We start from the raw sequence: 22,958 nt of genomic DNA, 5'->3' as shown, positions 1-22,958 counted from the left end.
ACAGACGGCCCGGTTTGCCGGCACCGTGAAGCCTGACGCCTGCGAGCCAGGGTCCCGGTCGAGTGCCGTCGCCTCCAGCGGTGAGAAGCGCGTCAGCAGAGTTGCGCAGGTTCGCGAGCAGGCTTCGCGGTCAGGTCGGTCGAGCCGGTGGCGTTGCGTCGCTGCTGCCGCTCGCACGGGGCGTTGGACGGCGCAGGTCGCTGGATGGCGGGAGTCGTTGGGCGGGTTGTCGATCGCCTCGGGCCGGCGGGCGGCGAGGGGCGGCGGGCGGCGAGGGGCGGCGGGCGGCGAGGGGCGGCGGGCGGTGGGCGGCGAGGGGCGCTGGGCGCTTGGCTGGTGCGTTCGTCGCTGGGAGGTTCGCGGTGCCGCCGGCGGGTTGCCGGGGTCCTGCGTTGTTCGGCTGGCAGCGGGCCTGCGCGCCAATGAGTCGGGCGGCGCTGGTGCGGCGGGCTGGGGCGAGGCTAGTTGCGTTTGGCGCAAACCGTCTTTGCCGAACTTGCGTTGGCAGGCAATCCAGTCGGCTTCTAGCGTCAGGGCCATGACGATCACTGATCAGCGGGTCACCGCGGTGCTGGACCGGCTGCACGCCGAAGCCGACCGGGTGGACGACCTGCACGTCGAGGCCGCCAGGCCCGCGCTGGAAACCATGCCCGATCCGCGGGCGCTGGCCGAGTTGCTCGGCGAGGCCTACCTGCCGGTGCCGAGGGAGGTGGGCGAGCTGCTCCACACCCTCGTCCGTGGCACCCGGGCGCGCACGGTGGTGGAGTTCGGCAGCTCGTTCGGGATCTCCACGCTCTACCTGGCCGCGGCGGTCCGGGACGGCGGCAGCGGGGGGCGGGTCATCTCCACCGAGCTGCATCCGGGCAAGGCGGCGGCCGCGCGCGGGCACCTGGCCGAGGCGGGGCTGGGGGCTTGCGCCGAGGTCCGGACCGGGGACGCGCTGGAGACGCTTGGCGATGTGGCGGGGCCGATTGATCTTCTGTTGCTTGACGGCTGGGAGCAGTTGTACCTGCCGGTGCTGGTCTCGCTACGCGCCCGGTTACGAGTGGGGGCGTTGATCGTCGCCGATGACACCGAGGTCAACGGCGGGCGGCTCAGTGACTACCTCGCGCACGTGCGCGCGCCGGGCAACGGCTACCACTCGCTCCCACTCGCCATTGGCGACGGGCTGGAGCTGACCACGGTGGCCGACGGTGCACACTGATGGTGTGACCAGCATGAACACCGTCACGGAACGCGTATGAGCGGGTGCGCGGCGTGGCTGGGGGAACCCGTGGCGGCCACCGGGCCGACCGCCGTCAACTGGCTGTGCCTGGAGCAGGGCGGGCCGTGGGGGCGCAAGGCGCTGCTGGAGAGCCGGCTGGATCCGGGGCTGGGCGCGGAGCTGGTCCGGCGCAGTGACGGGACCGGGACCCGGGTGCTGCTGGTTCGTCGGCCGGGGCGCAGTGAGGCGGGGCGGGCGCGGCGGGTGTTCCTGGCGCGGACCACGCCAGGGGCCACCAGCCTGCACACCGCGACGCTCGAGGATCCGCGGGAGCTGCTGGACCTGGACTTCGATGCGCCGGAGCTGGGCGAACCGACTGCCGAGCCGTTGATGCTGATCTGCACCAACGGGCGGCGGGACCGTTGTTGTGCGGTGCTGGGGCGGCCGATCGCCGAGGAGCTCGACCACGGGTTCCGGCCTTCGGTGTGGGAGTGCAGCCACCTCGGCGGGCACCGGTTCGCGCCCACCGCGCTGCTGCTGCCCACCGGCTACACCTACGGCCGCCTGGACCTGGCCACGGCGCAGGCCGCGTTGCTGGCCGCGCGCAAGGGGCAGGTCGAACTCGCCGGGGTGCGCGGGCGCAGCACCTGGAGCCGGCGGGGACAGGCCGCGGAGCTGGCGGTGCGGGAACGGCTGGGCGAGCTCGATCCGGACGCGCTGACCGTGTCCGAGGAACAGGACGAGCCGATCCGGGTCACGCACCTGGACGGGCGGAGCTGGCTGGTGGAGGTTGTGGAAAAGCCGGTGCCGCCGGCGCCTGCCGGGTGCGGGGAGGAGCCCGAGCCCCGCTCGGCCTTCGTGGTGGCCGGGCTGCACCTGCTCTGAGCTGGGCGGAGATGAGTTTCCGGGGCAGGGCCGGTCATAGGTGGTGACGCGCCGGCAGGCGGTGCGCCGGGAGTCCAGGGAGACGTCATGAACGCCGCGACCACCATCACCGAGCAGGAGTTCGCCGAGCTGACCGAGCGGCACCGGCACGAGCTGCGGGTGCACTGCTACCGGATGCTGGGTTCCTTCGAGGAGTCCGAGGACCTGGTGCAGGAGACCTTCCTGCGGGCCTGGCGGCGGCGGGAGAGCTACCAGGGCAGGGCCAGCGTCCGGGCCTGGCTGTACAAGATCGCCACCAACGCGACCCTGGACGCCATCGGCAAACGCCCCGCCGACAAGCAGGTCGCGGTGGCCACCCCGGAGACCGCCACCACCGCCGAGGTCAGCTGGCTCCAGCCCTACCCCGACCACCTGCTCGACCTGGCCGCGCCCGCCGAGGAAGAACCCGACGCGGTGGCGGTGGCCCGCGAGACCATCGAGCTGGCCTACCTGGTCGCGCTGCAGCACCTCTCGCCCCGCCAGCGCGCGGCGCTGATCCTGCGCGACGTGCTCGGCTGGTCGGCCGCCGAGACCGCCAAGGCACTGGACACCACGGTCGCCTCGGCCAACAGCGCGCTGCAGCGGGCCCGCGTCACCCTCAAGGAGCACCTGCCCGCCCGCCGCGCCGACTGGAGCATGCCGGCCGAGCCCACCGCGGAGGAGAAGGACGTGCTGGCCCGCTTCGTCGCGGCCACCGAGGCATCCGACACCGACGCGCTGGCCGCGCTGCTGCGCGCGGACATCGTGCACACCATGCCGCCGGAGCCGTTCGCCACCAGCGGCCGGGACACCGTCATCGAGGGCTGGGCCGCGGTGCTGGAAGGCGGCCGCGACTCCTGGGGCCAGTGGGCCGCACTGCCCGCCTGGGTCAACCGGCAGCCCGCCCTGGGCAACTACGTCCGCAAGCCCGGCGAGGAGCTGTTCACCGCGACCAACCTGGACGTGCTGCGGGTGGAGGGCGGCCTGGTCGCCGAGGTGACCACCTTCGGCCCGGAGTTCGTCACCGCCTGCGGCCTGCCCGCGACCCTGCCGGCCCGATAGGCCAGACGATCGTCAGCGCCCGGCTCGACTTTGGGCAACTGACGCGGTGACCTGCGCCTTTCTACGGTTGTGTCATGTTTGAGGCAGAGAACGTGAGCAAGCGGTTCGGGCGCCGCACGGTGTTGGACGGGGTGTCCTTCGCCGCGGCGCCCGGACAGGTCACCGCGCTGGTGGGCCACAACGGCGCGGGCAAGACCACCCTGATGCGCTGCGCGCTGCGGCTGGCCCGCCCCGCCGCCGGACGGCTGCTGGTGCTCGGCAAGGACGTCCGCGACTACGCCGCCGTCGGTCGGGTGGTGGGCAGCTCGCTGGACGCCTCCGCGCTGCCGCCCAACTGGACCGGGCGGCTGGCCGCGACCATCGTGGCCGACCTGCTCGGCCTGCCCGCGGGCGCGGCCGAGCACATGCTGGAACGGGTCGAGCTGACCAAGGCCGCCGGGGACCGGATCCGCACCTACTCCCTCGGCATGCGCCAGCGGCTGGCCCTTGGCCTGGCGCTGCTGGGCGAGCGGCCGGTGCTGCTGCTGGACGAGCCCACCAACGGCCTGGACCCGGTCGCCCAGCGCTTCGTCCGCGACACCCTGGCCGAACGCGCGCTGGCCGGGTCGACCGTGCTCGTCTCCAGCCACGACCTGCACGCCCTGGAGACCTACGTCGACCGGGTGGTGCTCATCCGGGAAGGCCGGATCGTGCTGGACGAGTCGCTGTCCGTCCTGCGCGCGGGCGGCGCGAGCCTGGAAGAGCTGTACCTGCGGGCCCACGACACCGAACTGAGGAAAGCCGGATGAGCACCCTCGCCACCACCCCCATCGGCCTGTCCCGCCTCATCCGCGGCCACCTCGGCGCGCTGCGGGCACACCGGGCCGGGCAGCTCGCGCTGCTGCTGCCCGCCCTGCTCGGCACCGCGGTGCTGATCGCCGCGCTGGCCAACATCAGCGTCATCGACGCCGAGGTCCAGCGCGCCGCCGTCTCGATCTACCTCGGCCTGCTGGCCCTGCTCGCCCCCATCGCCGGGGCCGTGCTCGCGGTCGACCCGTGGGCCCGCCGCGGGGTGGCCGTGGTGCTCGGCGTCAGCTCCGACCGCGGCCGCTGGCTCGGCGCCCAGGCCCTGTCCGGACTGCTCGCCGGGGTGCTCGGCCTCGGCCTGGCCACCGCGCTGGGCGGCATCACCACCGCCGCCTTCGCCGCCGCCGACGGGCAGGGCGTGGCCCGGCTAGACGTGCCGCTGCTTGCGGGCTTCGCCGGGATGCTGCTGAGCTTCGCCTTCGGCTTCGTGCTCGGCGCGGCCACCCGCAGCGTGCTGTTCACCCTGCTCATCGCGCTCGCGCTGCCGCTGCTGCTGGGCACCGTGCAAGGGGTGTTCACCGCCTCGCCGCTGCTGGCCGACATCGTGTCCTGGCTCAACGTCAACGCCGCCTTCGACCGGCTGTTCACCGCGGGCCCGCTGCCGCTGTGGCAGGCGATCGTGATCTCGGTGGCGGCCATCGGCGGGCCACTGGCCATCGCGGTGGGCCGCACCGCCACCGCTGACCTGCGCTGACCCCGCGATCACTAGGCTGAGCCGATGGACACCACCGCCCGGCGGCCGTGGCTGGGCATCTCCGGCTGGCGCCAGTGGAGCCTGGAGATCGGGCTCTACCTGCTGGTCGGGCTGTCCCTGCTGGTGCTGCAACTCCCGCCGCACCCCGCGCTGCGGGTCTTCGCGCTGGCGGTGACCCCGCTGTGCCTGTTCGCCCGCCGCCGCTACCCGGCCACCGCGCTGGTGCTCAGCGCGCTGGGCGCGGGCGTGGTGGCGGTCCCGCTGGCCTACGGGGCGGGACGGCGGATCGGGTCGCTGTACCAGCTGCTCGGCGCGGCGCTGGGGCACTTCCTGCTGGCCGGGGCGGTGTCCCCGCTGTACTCCGAGAGCGTGCTGACCAGCATGCTGGTGCTGGGCATCAACGTGATCATGACGCTGCTGTTCGTCGGGGTGCCCGCGGTGCTGGGCCGCTCCAGCGCCCGGCGCACCCTGCTGGTGGAGGCGCTGCGCGAACGCGCGGTCTACCTGGAACGGGAGCGCCGGTCGCTGGTCGCCGAGGCCCGGATCCGGGAACGCACCCGGATCGCGGTGGACATGCACGACAGCCTCGGCCACCACCTCACCCTGATCTCCCTGCAGGCAGGCGGGCTCAAGCTGGCCGCGCACGGCGACGCCGCCCAGGCCGAGGCCGCCGGGGTGCTGCACGACACCGCGCGGCGGGCCATGGAGGAGCTGCGGGAGATCATCGGCGTGCTCAGCCAGGACAGCGAGGACGCGCCGCTGCACGCCCGCCGCCTGGACCAGCTGCCCGAACTGGTGGCCACCGCGCGCAGCAGCGGCACCCCGGTCACCCAGACCGAGACCGGCGAGCCGGTGCCACTGCCCCGCCCGGTGGAGAACGCCATCTACCGGGTCGCCCAGGAAGGCCTGACCAACGCGCTGCGGCACGCACCCGGCGGCGCGGTCGCCGTCCGGCTCAACTACGAGTCCGACGCGGTGATCATCGAGGTGGTCAACTCCCCCGCCACCGCCCCGCCCCGCGGCGGCGGCAGCGGGCAGGGCCTGACCGGGCTGCGTGAGCGGGTGCGGCTGGCCGGGGGCGTGCTGCACGCCGCGCACACCGCCGACGGCGGGTTCCGGCTGGCCGCGGTGCTGCCCTTCGACGGCGAGCCGGCCGAGGCGGTGGCCGAGCTCGACGGCCCGCCCGCGCCCGGCCCGGCCACCCACCCGCTGGCCCGCACCGAGGTCAGCAAGCTGCTGGAGACCATCCGGCACCGGCCGGTGCTCACCGGGCTGGCCATCACCGGGCTGGTGCTCATCAGCGCGCTCTCCTTCGCCGGGATAGTCGCCTGGGTGATCATCCGCAACGGCGTGCTGCTGGAGGCGGAGAAGTTCGACCAGGTCCAGCTGGGCGAGACCGAACAGGTCATGGTGGAGCGCTTCGGCGAGGCCAGCCCGGGCGCTGAGCTGCGCATCGCCGACCAGAGCGGCCCGCCGCCGGAGGGCACGCACTGCCGCTACTACTACGTCGACGGCTCCGAGCTGCCGCAGAACCGCACCGAGGCGTTCCGGTTCTGCTTCCAGGACGGCAAGTTGGCCCGGAAAGATCGGTTGGTGGTCAAGCGGCCGTTCTAGTGTGCGAGCATCACCGGGCACGAAGGTCAGGGCCGGACGCGGCCGGGATGGTGGAGGCAGACGTGGTCCGGGTGATCATCGCCGATGACGAGCCGCTGGTGCGGGCGGGCATCAAGCTCGTGCTCTCCGCGGCCGAGGACATCGAGGTGATCGCCGAGGCCGGGGACGGCCGCGCGGCCATCGCCGAGGTCACCGCCCGCTCCGCCGACGTGCTGCTGCTGGACATCCGCATGCCCGGCATGGACGGGTTGTCCGCGCTGGCCGAGCTGACCGGCCTGGCCCCCGGCACCAGGGTCGTCATCCTGACCACCTTCGGCGAGTCGGAGTACATCGGCCGCGCCCTGGACGCCGGGGCGGCCGGGTTCCTGCTCAAGGACTCCGCGCCGGAGGAGCTGATCCGCGCGGTGCGGGTGGTCGCCGCCGGAGAGGCCTACCTCTCGCCCTCGGTGACCAAGTGGGTGATCAACCGGGTCTCGGCCACCGGCGGCAACGCCAAGGCGGTGGACGCCCAGCGCCGCATGGACGTGCTCACCGACCGCGAGCGCGAGGTGCTGGAACTGCTCGCCCAGGGCCTGTCCAACGCCGACATCGGCGGCAGGCTCTACATGAGCGAGGCCACCGTGAAGATGTACGTCAGCCGGGTGCTGGGCAAGCTCGACTGCTCGAACCGGGTGCAGGCCGCGATCCTGGCGCACGAGGCCGGGCTCGGTGGCACCTGAGATGGACTCCGGGATAGACCTTGGAGAGCAGCGCCCCAGACTTCAGAGTGATGTGGCCGTAGCCGCGGCCACGGGAGGCTGGCGGGGACAGCGACGGCACTGGGGGAAGGAACGCTCGGGGTGATGAACCGGAAGGTCCGCAACGCACTCGGCATCGGTGTGGGTGTGGTGCTGACGGTGACCCTGGTCGCCTTCGTCGCGGGCTGCTGGATCCTCAAGGCCTGGGAGGGCATGACCCTCACCCGCGGCGACTACGACTCGGTCGCGGTCGGCCAGACCAAGACCGAGGCCGACCGGATCCTCCCGCACGGCGGCTCCAAGATGTTCGCCAGCTACCGCCAGCAGGGCCCACCGCTGCCGCGCGGGGCCAAGTGCCGCCACTTCCTGTCCAAGGACGAGCAGGCCACGCTGCGCGGCGGGGTCGTGGTCTACCGGTTCTGCTTCGCCGCCGGCGCGGTGGTGGAGAAGAACCGGTTCGAGGCCGCCCGGGACAAGCGGACCAGCCAGACCCGGTCCTGACCGCCGACGCCTGCTGACTGTCGGTGCCTGCTGCCATAGTCCGCGGCGTGGGGATGACCATCGTGGTGACCGACTCGACGCCGACCGGGCAGCAGACCGCCCGGCTGCTGCTGGCCGAGGTGCCCAGCCCGATCACGCTGCGGGAGCTGATCCGCTTCCGGGTGCGCGAGGAGGTGGCCCGGCGCAACGCCCGGACCGCCGCCCGCCTGGACTGGGAGAACGCCGCCGACACGGCGGTGCGGGCCTTTTCGCGCAACGGGTTCTTCGTCTTCGTCGGCGACCGGCAGGTCGAGGACTTGGACGAGCCGTTGAGCCTGGCCGAGGCGGACGAGGTGAGCTTTGTCCGGCTGGTTCCGCTGGTGGGGGGCTGACGTGGTCTGGAAGGAACACGACGCGCGCGCCAAGGACCTGCTGGCACTGCTGCGCGCGGGCAGGCACGAGCAGTGGCGGGACAGCCTGGCCGGTGAGCCGCCGGAGCGGATCGGGTCGGCGCTGATGTCGCTGGTGCGCATGACGGCCACCGGGCGCTTCAACAGTCACTTCTGGCACGACCTGCGGGAGTCGGCGGCGGCCGCGCTGCGCAGGCCGTTCACGGTCACCGCGGCCGAGGCCGAGCTCGCCGCCGGGGTCGCGGCCAAAGCCGCCTGTGCCGACCCGGTGGTGCCGTTCAAGATCGCCACCGCGCTGGCCGAGCACGCCGGATCGGCGGCAGGCCTGCGAATCCTGTTGGCGGCGCTGGACGAACGGGCGGACCTGTTCCCCAGGGATCGCAGCGCGCTGCGGGCACGGATGGTCGCGGCCCTGCCAGGGGACTCCGGCGAGCTGGACCTGTCCGTGCTGCTCCCGGTGGACGGCTGGTCCGCGGCGGTGCGCGCCGAACTGCCCGGTCACGACCACGCCGCCGCCACCGCGGTGCTGCGGCAGCTGGCCGCGGCCACCGGCAGCAAACCCGGCAAGGCCTGGTCCGCCGCGACCACCGCCCTGCTCGCCGACCCCGCGGCCGCTGATGTGCTGCGGATGCTGGTGGAGCGGGTGGCCGACGCCCCGGCGGTGAACGCCAAGGCCCCCTGGGGCGAGCTCGTGCCCCTCGTGGTGGACGACCGCAACGCCGACGTGGTGCGCGCGGCGGCCTGGGCCGCGGCCCTGGTGCCGAGGGAGTGGGTGGTGCCCGCGCTCCTCGGCCTGGTGCGGCGGGCGATGAGCACCGAGGACGGCTGGATCCCCAGCAAGAAGGTGGTCAACTCCGGCATCCTGGCCCTCGGCCTGCGCGGCGACGCCGAGGCCCTGCGCGCGCTGGCCAAGCTGGACACCACCACCAAGGACAACGGCGACCGCAAGCGGATCGGTGCCGCACTGGAGATCGCGGGCGGCAAGCTCGGGCTCACCCCCGGCCAGATCGCCGAGCAGCTGGTCGACCCGGCCGGGTTCGACGCCGACGGGACCGCCGAGTACGCCGAGGAGCCGGTGCGCGCCCGGCTCACGCTGGCCGGGGACCTGAAGCTGACCGTGCGCTGGCAGTCCGGCGCGGACTGGCTGGCCAAGCCGCCCACCGGCGCACCGGAGGCGGCGGTGCGCGCGGTCAAGCGGCGGATCGCCGAGGCCAAGGCCACCATCGCGGCGGAGAAGCGGCGGATGGAGGGCCTGTTCGCCGAGGACCGCGAGTGGGCACTGGCCGACTGGCGGCGCCACTACCTGGAGCACCCGATCACCGGCCGGATCGCCACCCGCCTGCTGTGGCGGATCGGCGGGACGACCGGGCTCCCGGCAGGCTCCCGGCTGCTCACCCTGGACGGCGAGGCCGAGCTGCCCGCCGAGGCCACGGTGCGGCTGTGGCACCCGGTGCGCGCGACCACCGAGGAGGTCGCCGCCTGGCGAACCTGGTTGCTGGACAAGGAGTTCCGCCAGCCGGCCAAACAGGCCTTCCGCGAGGTGTACCCGCTCACCGAGGCCGAACGCGCCACCGGCACCTACTCCAACCGCTTCGCCGCACACATCCTGCGCTACGGCCAGACCTACGCCCTGTTCAAGGAACGCGGCTGGCCCGCCAACTACCTCGGCCCCTACGACGGCGGCTACGAAGGCCGGGCCAGGCGGGAGTTCCGGGACGCGGGCGTGGTCGCGGTGTTCGAACACTTCCCGGTGGACCCCGGCTACCCCGGCCCGCCCCAGCTGTGCTCCACCGACCGCGTCTGGTTCCACCGCGCGGGCGACCGCGGCCAGACCCCGCTGGCGCTGACCGAGGTGCCGGAGCTGGTGTTCACCGAGGCCATGCGCGACGTCGACCTCTTCACCGGGGTCTGCTCCATCGCACTGGACCCGGACTGGGCCGACCGCGGCCAGGACCCGCACCATGACTACTGGCAGCGGGTCTCCTTCGGCGCGCTCAGCGCGCTGGCCGAGGTGCGCAGGGACGTGCTCTCCCGCCTGCTGCCCAAGTTCGCCGTGGCCGACCGGGTGGAGCTGACCGACCGGTTCGTGCGGGTGCGCGGCCAGCTCGCCACCTACCGGGTGCACCTCGGCTCGGCCAACATCCTCATCGAACCCGACGACCGCTACCTGTGCGTGGTGCCCGGCGGCCGGGCCAAGAGCGGCAAGGTGCACCTGCCCTTCGAGGGCGACGAGCTGCTCAGCGTGATCCTGTCCAAGGTGCTGCTGCTGGCCGCCGACGACAAGATCACCGACCCGGCCATCACCAGCCAGCTGGCCCGGCGGAAGCGGATTGAAGCCTGACGAATCGGGTATCTAAAGCGGTCGGCCGCACGTGCTCGTGGTCGACAACGGACTCACCTGCGGATGTGCTGTGACCTGGCGGTCTACGAGGGGATGGGCCGGTCGCCGGCACGTCCGCCGATTTCGCTGACGAATTCCACGGCGATGAAAGACCGGCCGGACGTGACCTTCCAAGCTGGTTGGGGGACCGGAATGGACTACGTGCAGGAATCGAGGGAGCGCCTCGGCTCACGTCCGCTGGAGGCGGCGTCATGAGCGAGCGACGCGACCGGGTCGCCATCGCGGTCATGTTCACCCTGGCCGGTATGGCCAACGGCAACTGGTCCGGCCGCATCCCGTGGGTGCAGGAGGCGCTCGCGCTCGGCCCTGGCGCCATGGGGCTCGCGCTCACCGCGCCCGGGATCGGCTCGATCCTGGGCGCCCCGGTGGCGGCCCGGCTGGTGTCGCGGTGGGGCAGCCGGGCGGTGACCACCGGGGCGATGTGCGCCCTGGCGGTGGCGACCGCGCTGGTCACGCTCTCCCCCGGTCTGCCGGCCCTGGTCGGGCTGCTGGTGCTGCTGGGGCTGTCCTCCGGGGTCGGGGACATCGCCGCCAACGCCAACGGCGCGGAGATCGAACGTGGCCACGGTCGCCCGGTGCTCTCCGGGCTGCACGCCATGTGGAGCGTGGGCGCGTTGCTGGGCACGGCCACGGCGGGCGCGGTGGCCGCGGCCGACGTTCCCGCACCGCCGCACCTGGCCGCGGTGGGCGTGCTGACCATCGTCGTGGCCGCGCTGGCCGGGCGGTTCCTCCGGGCGGAGCCACCGGCGCCGAGGGGCGCCCCAGTGTTCGCCTGGCCGGGCAGGCCGGTGCTGTTGATCGGGCTCATCGGTCTCAGCTCGGTCTTCGTGGAGGCGGCCGTGGCCAACTGGGGGGCGATCCTGCTGATCCAGGAGATGGCGGCCACCCCGGGCGTGGCGGCGCTGGGGTTCGGCGTGTTCTCCGTGGCGCTGGCGCTGGCCCGGCTCAGCGGCGACTGGCTGGTGGCGCGGTTCGACCGGGTGGTGCTGGTGCGGGTGAGCACCGGCGTGGGGGCGCTCGGGCTGGCGGTGCTGCTGCTGGGCGGTTCGGTGGTCACCGGGTTCGCCGGGCTGGTGCTGCTCGCGGCCGGGGTGGCGCTGGCCTCGCCGCTGGCCTTCAGCGCCGCGGGCAGCCGGGAGCAGGCGCACGACCGGGGGCGCAACGTGGCTGCGGTGGCGGTGCTGCGGTTCGCCGGTCTGCTCGCCGGGCCGGCTCTGGTGGGGGCGGTCGCCCAGGGCGCGGGTCTGCAGGCCGGGTTCGGCCTCACCGGCCTCGCCCTCGCGGCGATCGCACTCCTGGCGCACGGGTTGCGAGTGGAGACCGGCGAGCACGCCGGAACGAGGAGGGGACGATGAACACCGAGTTCGCGCGCTACCTGACCGAGGTGGCCGAGCCGAGGCCGCACCTGGGCTGCGGCGCCAACATCCTGCCTGGCTAGGCGTCCCCGCTGACGATGCTGGGGACCGGTTCGCACGGCAGGTTCATCACCACCACGGTGGGCCCGCCGCGCGGGCTGGTCACCATCACCCGGCCGTCGAAGGCCGAGAGCCGGCGCTCGATGCCGCGCAGCCCGGTGCCGCCGCTGGCGTCGGCGCCGCCCTGGCCGTCGTCGCCGACCAGCACGTGCAGCTCGCCCTCGGAGTGGGTCAGCCGCACCCAGGCCTTGGCCGCGCCGCTGTGCTTGACCACGTTGGTCAGCGCCTCGGCCACCGCGAAGTAGGCCGCGGACTCCACCGGGGCGGGCAGTCTGCCGGGCAGTTCGATCTCCACGTCGGTGGGCAGCGGGTTGGCCATCACCAGTGCCTGCACCGCCCCGGCCAGGCCGCGGTCGGCCAGCACCGGTGGGTGGATGCCGCGCACCAGGTCCCGTAGCTCGGCCAGGGCCTGGGTGTTGGCCTGGCGGGCCTCGGCCAGGAGTTCCTGGGCCGCTTGGGGGTCCTTGGCCATGAGTTGTTCGGCCATACCCAGGCTCATGCCCATGGCCACCATCCTGGCCTGGGCGCCGTCGTGCAGGTCGCGCTCGATCCGGCGCAGCTCGGCGGCCTGGGTGTCCACCGCGTCCGCCCGCGACTCCGACAGCTCGCGCACCCTGGTGACCAGCATGGTCTTCTCGGTGGGGGCCAGCAGCATCCTGGCCAGGCTGGCGTAGCCGCGGAAGATCCACTGGCTGCCGATGTACCACAGCGCCAGGTAGACGATGCCGTGTCCGGTGCCGACGAAGAACGCGCTGGACCAGGAGTCGATGGTCCAGAAGGTCAGGCTGAAGCTGGCGCCCTCGGGCAGGAACGGCCAGATGAACCAGGGCAGCGCGATGATCCCGCCCAGCCCGGCGAAGAACAGGGCCAGGGTGACCGAGCAGGCCGCGATCGAGGCGACCAGGTTCAGCGGCAGCCAGGCGAAGTCCCGCCAGCTGGCCGGATCGGTCATCACATGCCGCAGCAGCCGGAAGAAGCCCTTGTTCGTGCGCAGCCGGTACGGGCGGCCGATCCGGACCCCCAGCACCGCGCCCGCCCAGCGGCGGTGCAGGTCGTTGTAGCCGCGCAGGACCGCGAAGCACAGCACCGACATGGGCAGGCCCAGCCACACCGTGTACAGCGCGAAGGAGGCGATCACCAACCCGAACAGCACCATGCCCAGCGCGGCGTACACCAGCAGCGGGATCGTCCAGGACAACAGGGCGAACCTGCCAACGCGGTGTGCCACGGCCATGCCTCAGATCCTCCCAGCGCGAGTGTTGCCCGCTCATTCTCGCTGGTCGCTCCGGCAGGCACAGTGGTGGTGGACCTACTCCTGCGGGTAGTGCCGCCCTGTCGGTGTCAGCCGCTAGTTTCGCCGGGTGGCTCTCCTGGGGATGTTCATCGACGACGAGTACCTGCCCGAGTACGGCACCCTGGTGCTGATCGACGCCTACCGCGGTGGTGACCCGGAACCCCCGGAGGGCGGCGAGCAGCTCAACCCCGGCGCGCTGGACGTGCTCGGTGGCGGCACCGTGGCCATCGGCGGGTTCGGCTGGCTGCACGGGGACGCCTGCGACGGCTACCACCGGGTCGTGCTGGAGCTGCACGACGGGCCGCCGCCGCCGGAGCGGGCGCCGTGGACCGACGTGGCCGAGACCTCCTACCTGAGCCACTCCGGGTTCGTCGGGCTGACCTTCCTCACCGGTGGCGTGATCACCGAGGGCCTGGAGCTGGGCGGGCCGGGCGCCTACCGGGTGCGGGTGTGCAGCCGGGCCGCGCAGGACGAGGGCAAGCTGTGGCGGTTGCAGTTCTGGGCCGCCGAACCGGACGTGCCGCGCTGGTTCGCCCGCCAGGGACGGACCTACGACCTGATGACCTGGTTCACCTCCGACCTGGTGATGATCGCGGCCTGGAGCGAGCTGACCGGGCGGCGCTGGCGGCTGCCCGAGCTCGCCGAGTGGCTGCTGGCAGAGCCCTCGGTGGTCAGGGAAGCGTTCGAGCTGACCGCGGCCAAGGGTTCGGTGACCGTGGCCGGTGACCTGTCGGGCGAGTTCGCGCTGACCACCAACCCGCCGCGGCAGCCCGCCTACACCAGCGGGGTCACTCAACTGCCCGCGCCGGGCGCGCCGTGGGACTCCCCCGGTTACCGGCCACCCGCCGGGCCGCCGCCGCTGGCCGGGATCGTCGGCGAGGACGGCACGCTGACCCGGTGGCGCGAGGGCGAACCGGTCTCCTGGCCCACGGTGCCCACGCCGCGGCGGGCGATGGAGACCCCGCACGGCGTGCTGGTCTTCGCCGCGGAGACCACGGTGCTGGTCAGGCCGGATGGCGAGCTGCTCGGCCTGGGCAAGGAGCTGCTGCCCGGCACGGCGCGGCTGGACCGGGAGGGGCGGTGGCTGACCGTGGAGGAGCACCACATCGGCCGCCAGTCCTACCGGCGGCGGCACCACGTCGACCTCACCGACGGGTCCCGCCGGATGGAATGGCTGCCCGAGTACGAGTGGCCGACCGGGCCGATCAGCCTGCCCGACAGCCGCTCCGGGCTGATCCTCACCATCGAGGCCCAGGACCGCGTGGTGCTCACCGGGCCCGGCGGGCTGCGCCGCGAACTGTGGCTGCCGGGCACCGCGCGGCTGGCCCCCGGCGCGGCCGGGCTGTACACGACCAGCTCCGCGCCGCCCGCGCTGACCTGGTTCGACCTGGCCGAGGCCGATCCCTCCGGGGTGGTCCGCTGGCTGCCGGAGCGGACCTGGCCGGACCAGCCCCTGGTGTGGGAGGCCCCGGACCAGGTGGTGCTGCCCCTGGATCCGCGCACCGCGATGCGGATCGAGGCGCGCTTCCTCCGGGTCGGCCTGCGCACCGGGCGCTACGAGGCGGTGCCCGGCGACATCGGCCTGGTGGTGGAGCCATGGTTCACCGTGGACTAAAAGAATTGGCCGGTGGCGCGGCCGGGGCGATGCTGCACGCATGATCGCCCCGACCGCGCCGTTCGAGCGCCTCACCCCCGCTGACCTGCCCGCCTGCTCCGCGCTCTCGGTGGACCGCGAGTGGCCGCGCGAGGAAGCCAAGTGGCGGTTCCTGATGGAGGTCGGCGAGGTGCACGCGCTGCGCGACCCCGACGGCGGACTGGCCGCGACCACGGTGCTCACCCGCTACGGCGCCGAGCTGGTCGCGGTCAGCATGGTCCTGGTCGCCGCCCGGCACGCCCGCCAGGGCCTGGGCACCCGCCTGATGCGGCACGCCATCGCCCAGGCCGACGGGGCGACCCTGGCGCTGACCGCCACCGCCCAGGGCCTCGGGCTCTACCAGCGGCTCGGCTTCGACAGCCACGGCCGGATCGCCTACCACCGGGGCCGCTTCCAGGCCGAACCCGGCGCGGGCGGACACAGCAGGGCGGCCACCGCCGCGGACCTGCCCGCGATCCTGGCGCTGGACCGCGCGGTGTTCGGGGTGGACCGGGCGCACGTGCTGCGCCGCCTGCCCGAGTTCGCCGAACAGCTGCGGGTGGTCGAGCACGGCGGCAGGCTGACCGGGTTCGCCGGGGCCTGGCGCAACGACGACCACCTGGTCCTCGGCCCGCTGGTGGCCCAGACGCCCGAACTGGCCAAGGCGCTGGTCACCGACCTGGCCGTGGGGGCGGGCGAGGCGGAGGTGCGCCTCGACCTCGACGATGTGCACACCGGCCTGATGGAGTGGGTGCGGGCGCGCGGGCTGGCGCCGGGGTTCCAGTCCACGATCATGACCTACGGCGGCCCGCTGCCCAGTGACCGGGACCGGCTCTACAGCCCCCTGATGCAGGCACTGGGCTGAGCCATCCGGCCGCATCATTTCGCACTGACCTGCGGATATCGAAAATCCAACTAATTTCGTTGGCGCGATTCCGGCGGCTTGGGCATTATTGGTCTTGCACCACATTGTTTGGTGACAACTGAACTGGGGAGCATTTCCATGGGGGAAAGATGGGGATCGCTCGGCATTGCCAGGGGTAGGCAGTGCGGGGCAGGCAGCATCAAGCGGGGCTGGGACCAGTCAGCCCGGGTCAGCACGCAGAGGGGTGGAAGGTGATCACCACCTGATCGGTTCGGCGGCCGGAAGAAACGCATCCCGCATTTGTTCCGGCCGCCGGAAACGGTGATCTATTCGTTACTGAGGTTTTGGCAACCTTTTATCAGTGCGCGGTGTCGGCAATGAGTTCCCCGCGCAATCCGGCCAGGGTGGCCAGGTCCAGACCGACCAGGGTGTCGCGGAAGACACGTCGGGGGCCTGGCTCGACCGGCACCTCGCAGGGCACCACCAGCACCGTGCACCCGGCCGCGGCCGCCGCCGCCACCCCGGTGGGCGAGTCCTCCACGACCACGCAGTCCGCGGGCTCGACGCCCAGGCGGGCGGCTGCGGTCAGGTACGGCTCCGGGTGCGGCTTGGTCCGGCCGACCTCGTCCCCGCAGAGGGTGAGGTCGAAGAACTCCCGGCCGATGCTGTCCAGGGCCAGCTCGGTCAGGTCCCGCTGGGTGGAGGTGACCAGCGCGGTCGGCAGCCCGCTGGCGCGCACCAGGCGCAACGCCGCCAGCGCGCCCGGCCGCCACGGCAGGCCCGCGGCGAACAGCTCGCCGGTGCGCTTGGTCAGCCAGGCCGAGGCCGCGGCCATGTCCGCGGGGTCGTGCGGGCGGCCCAGCTCGGTGAACAGCATCGTGATCGTGCGGTCCTGGCTGGAGCCGGTCATCGCCTTGCGGGTGGCCAGCGACAGCGTGCCGCCCAGCTCTGCGGCCAGGTCGTCCAGGGAGATGTCCCAGACCTTCTCCGAGTCGACCAGGGTGCCGTCCATGTCCCACAGCACCGCGGCGGGTAACCCGGTCACCGCGCCTCCACCAGCGTGAACACGTCATGATCAGACATGCCGACAGCCTACGGGCACCGGCTGGGGGTGCTGGGCCTTAGTCTTGCCCGGTGACAGAACCCGAAGAGCGCCCCGCTGCATCCGAGGACACCCGGGCTGACCCGCCGACCCTCGTCAACCCGGTGCTCATCGCGGCTTTCGAAGGATGGAACGACGCAGGTGACGCGGCCAGCACCGCGATAGAGCACCTCCAGCTCACCTGGGACGCCACCCCGCTGGCGGAGATCGACCCCGATGACTACTACGACTTCCAGGTGACCAGGCCCACCGTGCACATGGTGGACGGGGTGACCCGCCGGGTGGAGTGGCCGACGACCAGGCTGTCGGTCTGCCGTCCACCTGGCGCGGACTTCGACGTGGTGCTCATGCACGGTATCGAGCCCAACATGCGCTGGCGGGCCTTCTGCGCCGAGCTGCTGCACCACGTGGAGAGCCTCGGCGTGACCACGGTGGTGACCCTGGGCGCGCTGCTGATGGACATCGCGCACACCCGCCCGGTGCAGGTCACCGGCACCGCCTACGACGCGGAGTCGGCGGCGACCTTCGGGCTGGAACGCTCCCGCTACGAGGGGGCCACCGGCATCGTCGGGGTCTTCCAGGACGCGTGCGTGCAGATGGGCGTGCCGGCCATCTCCTTCTGGGCCGCGGTGCCGCACTACGTCTCCCAGCCGCCCTCACCCAAGGCCACCCTGGCCCTGCTGCACCGGGTGGAGGAGGTCCTCGACCTGGAGGTGCCCCTGGGGGCGCTGCCGGAGCAGGCCGAGGAGTGGGAGCGCACGGTCACCGAGATGGCCGAGGAGGACGAGGACGTGGCCAGCTACGTCCGCTCCCTGGAAGAGCGCGGCGACCCCGACGGCGACATCAGCGACCGGCTCACCGAGCTGAGCGGGGACGCCATCGCCGCGGACTTCGAGCGCTACCTGCGCCGCCGCGGCGGCCGGGGCAAACCGGGCGGCGACCAGGGTCCGCACGGGCCGGGCGCGCGCTGAGCCGCAGCTCCGGGCGACTGGCGGTCGCCGGGCTGTACGCGGGCGGGTTCCTCGGGCCCTTCGGCGGCGGAGTGGTGGCCTCGATGCTGCCCGAGCTGGGCCAGGCCTTCGGGCTGACCGCGGCCGCCGCCTCGGCCTCGCTCACCGCCTACATGATCCCTTTTGCCGGGTTCATGCTGTTCTCCGGCACCTGGGGCCAGCGCTGGGGCGCCCGCCGCACGGTGATCACCGCCTACCTGGTGTACGTGGCCGCCTCGCTGGGCTGCGCCCTGGCCCAGGACGAGTACCTGTTCCTGGCCGGGCGCGCGGTGCAGGGGGCGGCCAACGCCTTCGTCACTCCCCTGCTGCTGGGCGCGGTGGCCGCGGTGACCCCGCCGGGGCGGCTGGGGCGCGCGCTGGGCTGGTTCGCCTCCATGCAGGCCGCCGGGCAGACCTCCGCGCCGCTGCTGGGCGGGCTGGCGGCCGAGGTGAGCTGGCGCTACGCCTTCGCCGGGGTCGCCGTGGTGGCCGCCGGGCTGGCGGTGCTGGGCCTGCCAGGGGCGGAGGCTGGGCCGCGGCGGGCGGCCAGCCTGCGCACGGCCTGGCGACCGGCGGTGCTGCGCGCCGGGCTGGTCGCCGGGATCGGCTGGGGCTGCCTGGGCGGGCTGTCCTACCTGGTGGCGCTGCGCCTGGACGAGGACTTCCACCTCTCCGCCGGCGCCAGGGGGCTGGTGCTGACCGGGTTCGGGCTGACCGGGATCCTCACCGCGCGGGCGGTCGGCCGGGCGATCGACCGCTTCGGCGCGCGAAGCTGCGTGCTGACCGGGACCGTGGCAGGCGGGGTGCTGCTGGCCGGGGTGGGCCTGGCGCCCTCGCTGGTGGCGGTGGGCCTGCTGTGGGCGGCCGCGGGCCCGGCCATGCAGCTGATCATGGTCGGGTTGAACGCGCTGGTGCTGGCCGGAAACGGCGACAACCGGGGTGGCGCGGTCTCGGTGGTGCAGTCGCTGCGCTTCGGCGGCGGCGCGCTGTCCCCGGTGGCCTTCGTGCCGGTCTACCACCTGGATCCGCTGGCCGCGTTCCTGCTACCTGCGGCTTTGCTGCTGACCACCGCACCTGTGGTACTTCCGCGGATGCCGCCCGCTCCGCCGCGATGACTTTTGACCGGCTGGTGAGTCAGTACTGGTGACCTTTCGCCTGAGATCACGGAGGACACCATGACGAGCACGCCCGCCTGCCCGCCGGTGGTCGACCTGGCCACCTGGCAGGCCGCCAGGGACGAGCTGCTGGTCCGGGAGAAGGCGCACACCCGCGCCGGTGACGCCCTGGCCGCGGCCCGCCGCAGGCTGCCGATGGTCGAGCTGGACGGCACGGCCGAGGTCATCGGAGCCGACGGCCCGGTGCCGTTCCTGGCGCTGTTCCAGGGCCGCGAGGAGCTCGTGGTCTACCAGCACATGTGGTTCGACGGCGCGCCGCACCAGGGTCAGTGCGAGGGCTGCACCACCACCGCCTGGCACCTCGACGACTCGGCCTACCTCAACGCCCGCGGCGTCTCCTTCGCCGTGCTGACCACCGGCCGCTGGCACGAGGTGGCCGCCTACGTGGAGTTCATGGGCTACACCCAGCCCTGGTACTCGGTGCGCGACGCGCCCGCGCCAATCGGCGGCGAGATGGGCTACCTGGCCTGCTTCCTGCGCCGGGGCGAGCGGGTGTTCCTCACCTACTCCACCACCAGCCGGGGCAACGAGGTGGTCAACTCCGCCCTCGCGCTGCTCGACCTGACCCCCTACGGCCGCGGCGAGGCCTGGGAGGACAAGCCCGAGGGCTGGCCGGAGGGCCGCGAGTCGTGCTGGTCCTGGCGCTGCGACGCCGAGGGCAACCCCACCTGGGGCCCGACCAGCCGTCCCGTGCCGCAGTGGACCCGCCCCGGCGCGACCCCGGTGGACACCCTCGGCAGGCAGGGTGATTGCCACTGACCACCCCCGCCGGAAACCCGGTCGCCACACCCGTGGCGGCCCGCTACGGTGGCCCGCGTGGCTGATCTTGAACGTGATCCGTTCCCGCTGCGTGGCCGCGTCGCGCTGGTGACCGGGGCCAGCCGGGTCGCCGGTATCGGCTACGCGACCGCCCGCCGCCTGCACGCCTACGGCGCGGACCTGCTGCTGCACCACCACCGCCCGCACGACGCGGACCAGCCGTGGGGCGCGCAGCCACTGGCCGAGGTGCTGGCCGGGGTCCGCGAGGCCGGGTCGGGGCGGGTCGAGGAGATCGGCGGCGACCTGACCGACCCGGGTGCGCCGGCGGCGATCGTGGACGCGGCCGTCGAGCGGTTCGGGCGGCTGGACATCCTGGTGTGCAACCACGCGCGCAGCGGCGGCGACGGCACCCTGGCCGAGATGACCGAGGCCAAGCTGGACGGGCACTACGCGGTGAACACCCGCTCGGCGCTGCTGCTCGCCCAGCGCTTCGCCCACCACTTCCGGGCCGGTCGCGGCGGGCGGATCGTGTTCATGACCTCCGGGCAGCAGCTCGGACCGATGCCCGGCGAGGTCGCCTACGCCGCGTCCAAGGGCGCGCTGGCCGCGATCACCCAGACCATCTCGCACGAGCTGGCCGAGGCCGGGATCACCGTGAACGCGGTCAATCCCGGCCCGGTGGACACCGGCTGGGCCGGTCCTGAGCTCGACGAGCTGGTCCGCACGCACATGCCCGCGGGCCGCTGGGGCCTGCCGGACGACCCGGCCCGGCTGATCGCCTGGCTGGCCACCGACGAGGCCGAGTGGATCACCGGGCAGGTGCTCAACTCCGAGGGCGGGTTCCGCCGCTAGAACCGGTAGCGCAGCAGCCGGTACAGGCGGCGCAGCGGCCCGGCCCGGTCGGCGGCGTGCGCGGCCAGCCGGTAGAGCCGGGGCAGCCGGTGCAGGCCGGGCAGCTGGGTCGGCGAGCGCTCCTCCACCAGGCGCGTGCCGGGCACCTGCCGTTCGAGGTCCCTGGCCTGGTCCAGGCCCCACTGGAAGCGGGCCCCGGTCTTGCGCAGCAGCGGGGTGTGGTTGCCGGCGCGGGCGCCGAGCCGGTTGAACGCGTCGAACTGCAGTTCACCCGCCGGCAGGTGGCCGGTGACCCGGCGCAGCAGCGGCAGCACCTCGGCCTCGGTGAGGTACATGGTCAGGCCCTCGGTGATCATCAGCCCCGGGCGGTCGGCCGGGATCCGGTCCAGCCAGTCCGGGTCGGTGACCGAGGCCCCGAGCAGGTGGTAGCCGGGCGGTTCCGGCGGGAACAGGCGGCGGCGCAGCGCCACCACGTCCGGGAAGTCCACGTCGAACCAGTCCACCGTGGACGGTGGCCGCAGGCGCAGGTAGCGGCTGTCCAGGCCGCAGGCCAGGTGCAGCACCACGGCGTCGGGGTGGCGGCGCAGGAAGGTCGCCGCCCATTCGTCGAACTGGCGGGCCCGCAGGGCCACCGCGGCGGCCGAGGCCCGGTCGATGCGCATCCGCCGGAAGTCGTAGTCGATCCGGGCCACCAGCTCTTCGGCGACCTCGTCCCGCAGGATCGGCTCGGGTTCCGCGCTGTGCACCGCCCGCCCGTACAGGGTGGCCAGGTTGGTCTCCCGCACCTCGCGATAATCGATCTTCTCCCTGCTCACCCCGCCGATAATCGCGCTGTCCCCGGCGCCGCGCATCCGTCAATAGGCTCGAAACGGGAACTCGGGCTGGGCTGTGGACAGGCAGAGGTGTGGGGACATCCATTCGCGCCAGGTTGCGCGCAGGCGATCCGGTCGCCTTCGGAGAGCTGTTCGACGAGCACGCCGCGGCGGTGCACCGGCACGCCGCCCGGGTCACCGGCAACCCGTCGACGGCCGAGGACGTGGTCTCGCTGACCTTCCTGGAGGCCTGGCGGATCCGGGAACGGCTGGACCCGGAAGGGGACTCGGTACGGCCCTGGCTGTTCGGCATCGCGGTCAACGTGCTGCGCAACACCGCCAGGGCTGCCCGGCGCCACCAGCTCGCGCTGGGCAAGCTGCCGCCACCGGAGCCGGTGCCGGACTTCACCGACGAGCTGGTCGGCCGCTGGCACGACGGCGAGCTGGTGGAGCGGGCCAAGGCCGCGCTGGCCAAGCTGCGGCGGGCCGAGCGGGAGGTGGTGACCCTGTGCGTGTGGGCCGGGCTGGACTACGCCGAGACCGCGCAGGCGCTGGGCATCCCGGTCGGCACGGTTCGCTCCCGGCTGTCCAGGGCCAGGGCCAGGTTGCGATCGCTGGCCGCGGAACCACCGCCGCGAGCCGGACAGGTAGCAGGTGACCAGGCACTTTCGACCCAGGAGAGCTTTCGATGAACGACCATGACGACCGGGCCGAGCTGGCCCGCCTGCTGCCGCCACCGCAAGCCCCGAGCCTCCTCCAGCAGCGGCAGGCCGAGCTGAGGAGCGACCTGCTCCAGCGGATCGACGCGGCCGCGCCCCGAGCCCGGCGGGCGCGGGTGCGGTGGCCGATGGTCGCGGTGCCGCTCGCGCTGGCGGCCGCGGTGACCGCGGTGCTGGTGGCGGTGCCCGCGCTGGTGCGGCCCGAGGCGGGGCCCTCCGCCGAGGACCGGACGGTCGCCTCGGTGCTGGCCAGGGCGGCCCAGTCCGCCATCGCGGTGCCCTCGAACGTCCGGCCGGACCAGTACATCTACGTCAAGAGCCGCAACCAGTGGCGGGGCCACACGTTCGATCCCGACGGCAAGGTCACCGAACTGCCCGGCCCGGAGTACAACATCGTGGAGTCCTGGCTGGCCATGGACCCGGCCAAGCAGAGCTTCAGCCGGACGAACGGCGCGCCGCTGCGCGCGACTTCGAGCTACAACGAGGGCCTTGACTCAACCCACCACTTCGAGCAGACCAAGCTGCCCACCGATCCGGACCAACTGCTGGCCTGGCTGTACCGGGACATCCCGGCGGACAAGCCACGGGACCTGACCGCGTTCCGGCACCTCAGCGACCTGCTCAAGTTCCCGGTGGCCTCCCCCGCGGTGCTCTCCGCGATCTACCGGGCCGCGGCCAAGATCCCCGGGGTGCAGCTGGTCGGCGAGGTCGTCGACGGGCTCGGCAGGCCCGCGGTGGCGGTCGGTTTCGTCTTCGACAACGGCGCCGACCGGCTCGACCTGCTCTTCCACCGCGTCAGCTTCGACTACCTCGGTGAACGCAAGGTCACCCTGCGGGACACCAGCTACGGCAAGGCCGGGCAGGTCCGTGGCCCGGTGGAGATCATCCGGCGGGCCGTGGTGGACCAGCCGGGACAGCTGCCCTGATCACCT

Annotated in this window: 22 protein-coding genes; 19 read left to right on the top strand and 3 right to left on the bottom strand. The window is 73.2% G+C overall.

From position 1 onward, the window contains the following. Positions 1-538: 538 nt before the first annotated feature. From ACWDY5_RS14635 to ACWDY5_RS14585, 11 genes are all read left to right on the top strand, one after another. Positions 539-1,204, top strand: coding sequence for an O-methyltransferase (locus ACWDY5_RS14635; protein WP_449722711.1), 666 nt, complete (start codon positions 539-541; stop codon positions 1,202-1,204). A 36-nt stretch (positions 1,205-1,240) separates the two neighbouring features. Beyond that, a complete protein-coding gene (locus ACWDY5_RS14630) occupies positions 1,241-2,089 on the top strand; it encodes a sucrase ferredoxin (protein WP_449722710.1) in 849 nt (282 codons plus the stop codon). Positions 2,090-2,176: 87 nt separating this feature from the next. After that, positions 2,177-3,169 (top strand): RNA polymerase subunit sigma-70, encoded by a 993-nt coding sequence (locus ACWDY5_RS14625; protein ID WP_449722709.1) that lies wholly within the window; start codon positions 2,177-2,179, stop codon positions 3,167-3,169. A gap of 74 nt (positions 3,170-3,243) precedes the next feature. Next, a complete protein-coding gene (locus ACWDY5_RS14620) occupies positions 3,244-3,957 on the top strand; it encodes an ABC transporter ATP-binding protein (RefSeq protein ID WP_449722708.1) in 714 nt (237 codons plus the stop codon). Beyond that, entirely contained in the window at positions 3,954-4,709 is a 756-nt protein-coding gene (locus ACWDY5_RS14615; protein WP_449722707.1) for a hypothetical protein, read from the top strand. The genes ACWDY5_RS14620 and ACWDY5_RS14615 overlap by 4 nt, the downstream gene beginning before the upstream one ends. Before the next feature lie 24 nt (positions 4,710-4,733). Then, entirely contained in the window at positions 4,734-6,323 is a 1,590-nt protein-coding gene (locus ACWDY5_RS14610; protein WP_449722706.1) for a sensor histidine kinase, read from the top strand. Positions 6,324-6,385: 62 nt separating this feature from the next. Continuing rightward, the gene (locus ACWDY5_RS14605) at positions 6,386-7,042 is read left to right on the top strand and encodes a response regulator (RefSeq protein WP_252480455.1); all 657 of its coding nucleotides are present in this window, start codon (positions 6,386-6,388) and stop codon (positions 7,040-7,042) included. Positions 7,043-7,165: 123 nt separating this feature from the next. Continuing rightward, entirely contained in the window at positions 7,166-7,561 is a 396-nt protein-coding gene (locus ACWDY5_RS14600) for a hypothetical protein (RefSeq protein ID WP_449722705.1), read from the top strand. 47 nt (positions 7,562-7,608) lie between these two features. Continuing rightward, positions 7,609-7,932 (top strand): hypothetical protein, encoded by a 324-nt coding sequence (locus tag ACWDY5_RS14595; RefSeq protein WP_449722704.1) that lies wholly within the window; start codon positions 7,609-7,611, stop codon positions 7,930-7,932. 1 nt (position 7,933) lies between these two features. Further along, entirely contained in the window at positions 7,934-10,291 is a 2,358-nt protein-coding gene (locus ACWDY5_RS14590) for a DUF4132 domain-containing protein (protein ID WP_449722703.1), read from the top strand. A 251-nt stretch (positions 10,292-10,542) separates the two neighbouring features. Then, positions 10,543-11,706 (top strand): MFS transporter, encoded by a 1,164-nt coding sequence (locus tag ACWDY5_RS14585; protein ID WP_449722702.1) that lies wholly within the window; start codon positions 10,543-10,545, stop codon positions 11,704-11,706. A 79-nt stretch (positions 11,707-11,785) separates the two neighbouring features. Here the strand turns inward: ACWDY5_RS14585 and ACWDY5_RS14580 are convergent, their stop codons facing one another. After that, complete coding sequence (locus ACWDY5_RS14580; RefSeq protein WP_449722701.1) at positions 11,786-13,060, bottom strand: sensor histidine kinase; 1,275 nt, start codon at positions 13,058-13,060, stop codon at positions 11,786-11,788. Positions 13,061-13,187: 127 nt separating this feature from the next. On the opposite strand from ACWDY5_RS14580, the gene ACWDY5_RS14575 reads away from it, so the two are divergent. Both ACWDY5_RS14575 and ACWDY5_RS14570 read left to right on the top strand, forming a co-directional pair. After that, entirely contained in the window at positions 13,188-14,735 is a 1,548-nt protein-coding gene (locus tag ACWDY5_RS14575) for a hypothetical protein (protein ID WP_449722700.1), read from the top strand. A gap of 40 nt (positions 14,736-14,775) precedes the next feature. Continuing rightward, positions 14,776-15,618: a GNAT family N-acetyltransferase gene (locus ACWDY5_RS14570; RefSeq protein ID WP_449722699.1), complete on the top strand. Its 843-nt coding sequence runs from the start codon at positions 14,776-14,778 to the stop codon at positions 15,616-15,618. Between the two features lie 358 nt (positions 15,619-15,976). Here the strand turns inward: ACWDY5_RS14570 and ACWDY5_RS14565 are convergent, their stop codons facing one another. After that, positions 15,977-16,663 carry an HAD family hydrolase gene (locus ACWDY5_RS14565; protein WP_449722698.1) on the bottom strand — a complete coding sequence of 229 codons (687 nt, stop codon included), beginning with the start codon at positions 16,661-16,663 and terminating at the stop codon, positions 15,977-15,979. An 89-nt stretch (positions 16,664-16,752) separates the two neighbouring features. Between ACWDY5_RS14565 and ACWDY5_RS14560 the strand changes: the two genes are divergently transcribed. From ACWDY5_RS14560 to ACWDY5_RS14545, 4 genes are read left to right on the top strand one after another with little or no spacing between them, the layout of a single operon-like run. Then, positions 16,753-17,691, top strand: a complete 939-nt coding sequence (locus tag ACWDY5_RS14560; protein WP_449722697.1) for a PAC2 family protein — start codon at positions 16,753-16,755, stop codon at positions 17,689-17,691. Further along, on the top strand, positions 17,688-18,824 hold the full coding sequence (locus tag ACWDY5_RS14555) for an MFS transporter (protein ID WP_449722893.1): 1,137 nt from the start codon (positions 17,688-17,690) through the stop codon (positions 18,822-18,824). Before ACWDY5_RS14560 ends, ACWDY5_RS14555 begins: the two co-directional genes overlap by 4 nt. A 60-nt stretch (positions 18,825-18,884) precedes the next feature. Continuing rightward, a complete protein-coding gene (locus tag ACWDY5_RS14550) occupies positions 18,885-19,643 on the top strand; it encodes a DUF899 family protein (protein ID WP_449722696.1) in 759 nt (252 codons plus the stop codon). Positions 19,644-19,700: 57 nt separating this feature from the next. Beyond that, entirely contained in the window at positions 19,701-20,495 is a 795-nt protein-coding gene (locus ACWDY5_RS14545; RefSeq protein ID WP_449722695.1) for an SDR family oxidoreductase, read from the top strand. Here the strand turns inward: ACWDY5_RS14545 and ACWDY5_RS14540 are convergent. Further along, entirely contained in the window at positions 20,492-21,346 is an 855-nt protein-coding gene (locus ACWDY5_RS14540) for a class I SAM-dependent methyltransferase (protein ID WP_449722694.1), read from the bottom strand. The genes ACWDY5_RS14545 and ACWDY5_RS14540 overlap by 4 nt on opposite strands. A 53-nt stretch (positions 21,347-21,399) precedes the next feature. On the opposite strand from ACWDY5_RS14540, the gene ACWDY5_RS14535 reads away from it, so the two are divergent. Both ACWDY5_RS14535 and ACWDY5_RS14530 read left to right on the top strand, forming a co-directional pair. Further along, positions 21,400-21,999, top strand: a complete 600-nt coding sequence (locus tag ACWDY5_RS14535) for an RNA polymerase sigma factor (RefSeq protein WP_449722693.1) — start codon at positions 21,400-21,402, stop codon at positions 21,997-21,999. Next, on the top strand, positions 21,996-22,952 hold the full coding sequence (locus tag ACWDY5_RS14530) for a CU044_5270 family protein (protein WP_449722692.1): 957 nt from the start codon (positions 21,996-21,998) through the stop codon (positions 22,950-22,952). The genes ACWDY5_RS14535 and ACWDY5_RS14530 overlap by 4 nt, the downstream gene beginning before the upstream one ends. Positions 22,953-22,958: the final 6 nt, after the last annotated feature.

Source organism: Crossiella sp. NPDC003009, from assembly GCF_053591555.1.
The sequence above is the reverse complement of the archived record's forward strand: the minus strand, read 5'-3'. Positions and strand labels throughout refer to the sequence as shown.

Bases quoted from the DNA above. Each gene is read 5' to 3' on its own strand.
- ACWDY5_RS14610 (WP_449722706.1), top strand. From the start codon at position 4,734: ATGGACACCACCGCCCGGCGGCCGTGGCTGGGCATCTCCGGCTGGCGC.
- ACWDY5_RS14580 (WP_449722701.1), bottom strand. From the start codon at position 13,060: ATGGCCGTGGCACACCGCGTTGGCAGGTTCGCCCTGTTGTCCTGGACG.
- ACWDY5_RS14550 (WP_449722696.1), top strand. From the start codon at position 18,885: ATGACGAGCACGCCCGCCTGCCCGCCGGTGGTCGACCTGGCCACCTGG.
- ACWDY5_RS14630 (WP_449722710.1), top strand. From the start codon at position 1,241: ATGAGCGGGTGCGCGGCGTGGCTGGGGGAACCCGTGGCGGCCACCGGG.
- ACWDY5_RS14600 (WP_449722705.1), top strand. From the start codon at position 7,166: ATGAACCGGAAGGTCCGCAACGCACTCGGCATCGGTGTGGGTGTGGTG.
- ACWDY5_RS14585 (WP_449722702.1), top strand. From the start codon at position 10,543: ATGAGCGAGCGACGCGACCGGGTCGCCATCGCGGTCATGTTCACCCTG.
- ACWDY5_RS14570 (WP_449722699.1), top strand. From the start codon at position 14,776: ATGATCGCCCCGACCGCGCCGTTCGAGCGCCTCACCCCCGCTGACCTG.
- ACWDY5_RS14620 (WP_449722708.1), top strand. From the start codon at position 3,244: ATGTTTGAGGCAGAGAACGTGAGCAAGCGGTTCGGGCGCCGCACGGTG.
- ACWDY5_RS14625 (WP_449722709.1), top strand. From the start codon at position 2,177: ATGAACGCCGCGACCACCATCACCGAGCAGGAGTTCGCCGAGCTGACC.
- ACWDY5_RS14530 (WP_449722692.1), top strand. From the start codon at position 21,996: ATGAACGACCATGACGACCGGGCCGAGCTGGCCCGCCTGCTGCCGCCA.
- ACWDY5_RS14540 (WP_449722694.1), bottom strand. From the start codon at position 21,346: ATGCGCGGCGCCGGGGACAGCGCGATTATCGGCGGGGTGAGCAGGGAG.
- ACWDY5_RS14635 (WP_449722711.1), top strand. From the start codon at position 539: ATGACGATCACTGATCAGCGGGTCACCGCGGTGCTGGACCGGCTGCAC.
- ACWDY5_RS14615 (WP_449722707.1), top strand. From the start codon at position 3,954: ATGAGCACCCTCGCCACCACCCCCATCGGCCTGTCCCGCCTCATCCGC.